This window comes from Arthrobacter sp. Dra40 (genome assembly GCF_059091905.1).
In genome coordinates this window covers 1-4,295 of sequence record NZ_JBNHHB010000323.1, presented here as the reverse complement: position 1 = coordinate 4,295, position 4,295 = coordinate 1, and the positions used below count along the sequence as shown (strand labels likewise).

At 62.6% G+C, this 4,295-nt stretch carries 6 protein-coding genes and 1 pseudogene; 3 read left to right on the top strand and 4 right to left on the bottom strand.

Annotated elements, in window-relative coordinates; all coding sequences use genetic code 11:
- Together AC5RWT_RS34950 and AC5RWT_RS34945 are read left to right on the top strand one after the other, a co-directional pair.
- Window positions 1-294, top strand: a pseudogene (locus AC5RWT_RS34950) (branched chain amino acid aminotransferase); the annotation flags it as partial.
- A gap of 42 nt (window positions 295-336) precedes the next feature.
- The gene (locus AC5RWT_RS34945) at window positions 337-711 is read left to right on the top strand and encodes a DUF1304 family protein (protein ID WP_494084227.1); all 375 of its coding nucleotides are present in this window, start codon (window positions 337-339) and stop codon (window positions 709-711) included.
- Between the two features lie 59 nt (window positions 712-770).
- Here the strand turns inward: AC5RWT_RS34945 and AC5RWT_RS34940 are convergent, their stop codons facing one another.
- Both AC5RWT_RS34940 and AC5RWT_RS34935 read right to left on the bottom strand, forming a co-directional pair.
- On the bottom strand, window positions 771-1,391 hold the full coding sequence (locus tag AC5RWT_RS34940) for a hypothetical protein (protein ID WP_494084226.1): 621 nt from the start codon (window positions 1,389-1,391) through the stop codon (window positions 771-773).
- A 108-nt stretch (window positions 1,392-1,499) separates the two neighbouring features.
- Entirely contained in the window at window positions 1,500-1,907 is a 408-nt protein-coding gene (locus tag AC5RWT_RS34935) for a DUF7793 family protein (protein WP_494084225.1), read from the bottom strand.
- Between the two features lie 219 nt (window positions 1,908-2,126).
- Here AC5RWT_RS34935 and AC5RWT_RS34930 point away from each other — a divergent pair, with 219 nt between their 5' ends.
- Window positions 2,127-2,909, top strand: a complete 783-nt coding sequence (locus tag AC5RWT_RS34930) for an MBL fold metallo-hydrolase (protein ID WP_494084224.1) — start codon at window positions 2,127-2,129, stop codon at window positions 2,907-2,909.
- 82 nt (window positions 2,910-2,991) lie between these two features.
- On the opposite strand, the gene AC5RWT_RS34925 is transcribed toward AC5RWT_RS34930, so the two are convergent.
- Together AC5RWT_RS34925 and AC5RWT_RS34920 are read right to left on the bottom strand one after the other, a co-directional pair.
- A complete protein-coding gene (locus tag AC5RWT_RS34925; protein WP_494084223.1) occupies window positions 2,992-3,921 on the bottom strand; it encodes a hypothetical protein in 930 nt (309 codons plus the stop codon).
- A gap of 36 nt (window positions 3,922-3,957) precedes the next feature.
- Window positions 3,958-4,295: cupin domain-containing protein (locus tag AC5RWT_RS34920; protein WP_494084222.1), on the bottom strand; the 338-nt coding region annotated here is incomplete at its 5' end.

The window sequence follows — 4,295 nt, the reverse complement described above, 5'->3', positions numbered from 1 at the left end:
ACCCGCTCCTCGGTGATCGAACTGGCCAAGGACCGCGGTCTGGGCGTGCAGGAACGCAAGATCACCATCGACGAATGGCGCGACGGCGTGGCCGCCGGTGACATCACCGAAGCCTTTGCCTGCGGAACGGCCGCCGTCATCACCCCGATCGGCGAACTGAAGGCCGACGGCTGGAGCATCGCCTCCCCGAACAGCGGCTCCGGCGACGTGGCCATGTCCATCCGCCAGGAACTGCTCGGCATCCAGACCGGCGCGGTGGAGGACTCACGCGGCTGGCTCACCCGGCTGGCCTAACCTCCGCTTCCTTTCCAAGGCACCCCGGGACACACTAGGTCCATGACCGGGGTGGCTTACCTGCTTGCCGTGATCCTCGGCTTGGTCCTGATCGCCGTCGGGATCGCTGAGGCGTTCTACTTCCGCGACCCACGCTTTCACAGGCTGTTCCTGATCCGGCCGCAAGATGTGGCGGCGGTCCGGCTCTGGACCATCAACCTCGGCTTCTACAACATGGTCTGGGGACTGGTCCTCATCGTCGGGGTCTTCATCGCCGCCGGCGGCAGAACGGCCATCGGCGAGACGATGGTGGTGTTCACCTGCATCGCCCACGTGGTCCTTGGCGCGGTGCTCTTGTTTACCGAACGCGGCCTCTGGCAGAGCGCCCTGGCCCAGGCCATCCTGCCGCTGATCGTCCTCCTCCTGCTTTTGTTCTGAGCCAGGAGAAGGACGACGGCGGGGCCCGCCTTCCGCGGGAACCCCCGCCGTCAGTGCGGCTACCGCTTCCAGGCAGCAGCCTTGCGCTCGGCGGCCTTCCGGGCCTTCTTGGAGACCGGCTTCAGCGCCTTGCGCTCTGCCTCTTCGGCGGCAATCCGGTTTTTCCGGGCATCCACCAGATCGTTCCACAGCGCGGAGGCGAAGCTGCCGCCGTCGCGCGCGTAGACCTCGTACGGGAAGGACGCGAAGATTCCGGCCGGCGAGGCCGCGCCCGGAAGCTCCTTTCCGCTCGTCAGCGCGTAGGCGTCGCCGAGCGCCCAGGTCTCCGACAGGTAGCGGGCCAGGTTGTCGCGAATGAAAACATTGGCGTCCGGGGCGTCCGCGGCCTGCTCCAGCAAGGTCTGCAGGCGTGCCGCCAGCAGTCCCGATGCCGCGTCGGAGACATCCGCACCGTCCGCCGCCGCAGCCTCAAGTTCGGCGGTGAATTCCTTGACCGCGGTTTCCCAGTCGGCCGTCTCACGGTTCTTCTGCCAGGTGGGGAACCAGACAATGTCCCCGTTGGCGTGGTTGTGGATGTGCTGCATCCCGCTATGGCGATCTGCCGCCGCGTGGTCGTGCTCGGTCACGTCGTACTCGGCCAGCAGTTCTGCCAGGGACGTGGTGTTCTGTGTTTCCGCCATGGAGTTTTTCCTATCGTGCAGCAGCAATGGGTTCATCAGGGCAACCCCGCTGCCGCACGGACTTATTCCACGGTGAAAAGCCAGGCCCGGCCGGCCCGGTGCCGGCTGCTACACGGCGGTCTTGTCGGCCTCCAGCGTCGCCAGGCGTTCGGTGTGGGCTGCCAGCCAGATCCGCGCTTCGACCTCGTCGTCGAAGTACCGGGCAAAATCTTCATCGTCGAAGATCCGCAGAAAGAAGTTCGCCAGCACGCGGTCCACCGGCCCATTGCCGAGCACCGCCAGCGCCACGGAGGGCGTGAAGGACTGGGCGATCATCTGCGCCTCCGATGTTGCCCAGCGCACGCCGGCGATCCGCAGCAGCACCACCACCCGCCGCTCGCCGACCACGTCGAAGAGGCGGTCAACCACCTGTTGCGCCAGTTCGGCGCCGATGCTCAGGCCGCGATGGAGCGTCAGCACCAGCAGTCCGTCGTCGTCCAGTTGCACATCGAATGTCGAGTGAACTTCCTCCAGCACTGATCCCCCCGTCCGCCGGTGATGCGCGCATCGTCCGTCCATCGTCGTGCCGCCGTCAGCGGCCCGTGCAGATCCTTAGCTTATGCGACCGATGTCACATTTCGGCATGGTCCGGGCAAATATGAACCGATCCCTTCATATTGCGGGAATGTTACGACGGCGGCGGAGGCCTCCTGCTCAGCAGTTCTGCGACGTTGGGGGAGATGCGAGGATGGCTCTGTGACCGCTGAACAGAATCACGCCTTCGTCCGCAGCAGCGACCTGACCCGCTACCGCTTGGCCCCCAACCCGGGGCCGATGAGCCTGGACGGCACGCAATCGTACGTGATTGCGGCGCCGGAGAGCAGCGGAGTGGTCGTGGTGGATCCGGGGCCGCTGGACGAGGTCCATCTGGCCGAACTGGCGGCAGCCGGTGACGTGGAACTGGTGCTGATCACCCACCACCACATTGACCACACCGAGGCCAGCGAGCGTTTCCATAACCTGACCGGTGCCCCCGTGCGCGCGCTGGAGCCGGCGCTGTGCTTCGGTGGGGAACCGCTCAGTGACGGCGAGGTGATCCGGGCCGCCGGCGTCGACATCCACGTTCTCGCCACGCCGGGGCACACGGCCGACTCGGTCAGTTTCCACCTGCCCGCCGACGGCCCGCACGGCTCGGTCCTCACCGGCGACACCATCCTGGGACGCGGGACCACCATCATTGCCTACCCCGACGGTCGGCTGGGCCCGTACCTGGATTCACTGGCCCGGCTGGAGATCCTCGGCCCGGCCCACGTGTTACCGGCCCACGGCGGCACCCTGCCGGACCTGTCCGCCATCTGCCGTGAGTACGCCAGCCACCGCCAGCTCAGACTGGACCAGATCCGCGCCGCCCTCGAGCAGCTCGGCGCCGACGCTAGCGTCGACGACGTGACCGACCACGTCTACACCGACATCGACGCCGCCGTCCGGCTCGCCGCCGAAGCCTCCGTCGCCGCCCAACTGGATTACCTGCGCGGCTGACAGTGAGCGCCCCCTGATTTTCGAGAGTCGAGCGGCTCGCGCCGCAAATCGGCTCTCTAATGTTTAGCGCTGCTGTCCTGATTCAGAGGGTTAGGTACATAGAGCACCGTGCTGCCACATATGCTCTGAGAACCTCGAGATTGATCTCCCCGGAGATGACTGTCTGCGGATGAATCGAAACGATGAGCTTTCGGATGCGGACCGGATCGTGAGACTTCTTGCTGAGGTGGACGAAGTACTCGTCAATAATGTGGAAGGCCGATTCCATCTTGCTCAAATCGCTTGAGTGGCCGGTGCCGACCAAGGAGAAGATAATCTGGTCCGTGACCAGACGGTTGCGTTCATGGAATGCCCACACTTGCTGAATGCTATCGGCAGTGTGGCGGCCGCCGTCGAAACCGTAGTTCGTCTGCGTTGAATTAACCAGAAGAAACGCGTTCCGTGCGGCACGCTTCTCGTTCTGACCGAAAGGCAGACATGCCACTGTCCCATGCGCGTACTGGGGTCGTTCTCCTAGTTGCCCAAAATGCCCCGTGACTGTTCCCGCGTCGACCAGTCCTTTTGGGTCGAGGACGCGGTCTAAGACCAACTGGTTGTGCTGTTCGTCGTTCTCACCGAAGTACTCGCGCAAAAAAGCAGCATGGATAGAGTCTTCCTTCAGCCCCATCACAGCGAAACGATTGTTCACACCAAAGACACATGAGGCGTTGCTGAAGCGACGCACATTGTTCATAAAGTCGTCTATGACCAAGCGTACTTCGAATCCCTTGCCAACCGTTACGCCCAGTTCTCGCAACTTGAACTGGGCCGTTACGCCATGCAGCGCAGCGGCAGCCACAATGGAAGAGAAGAAGATGACTAGGATTGGGAGCTTGTGGGCCTCCAGCGCATCGACGTAGAAGATGGAAATCTCCATCGCCGAGTACCCGAGCGTAAAGAGTACAACAAAGGCGCGTCCGGATTGACGCATGAATGTCTTGATTCGAAATCGGCGGTATGTTCCCTGTTTCAATGGGCATAGCCTTCCGCGAAGGCTATGCGTCCACTGTTAGAAGTCAAGGTCTTCAAGCCAAGCAGTCAAATCATCATCTGCCGAGATGAGGGTCTTGTCATTGCCACCGGGGTGCTTGAAGAACAGAATGCGAGTGCCGGCCAGGGACTTTTGAACATGTGCAACGCCAGGTTCGATAACATAGAAGTCGCCGGCTTCCAAAACGTGCGTCTCGCCTGTGCCGATGTCGCGCAGTAGAGCCCTCCCGCTTAATACGTACTGATATTCGCGTGTTCGAGGGTGAAAGTGAGGGGTGTCTGCCGTATTTACCTTGTAAGCAGAGAGTCCGACTTCCAATTCAGTATCCGGGATGTGAGATAACTGTTGGGGAAGTT

Excerpts from the sequence above, each read along its gene's own strand:
- AC5RWT_RS34945 (WP_494084227.1), top strand. The coding sequence starts at position 337 with ATGACCGGGGTGGCTTACCTGCTTGCCGTGATCCTCGGCTTGGTCCTG.
- AC5RWT_RS34940 (WP_494084226.1), bottom strand. The coding sequence starts at position 1,391 with ATGGCGGAAACACAGAACACCACGTCCCTGGCAGAACTGCTGGCCGAG.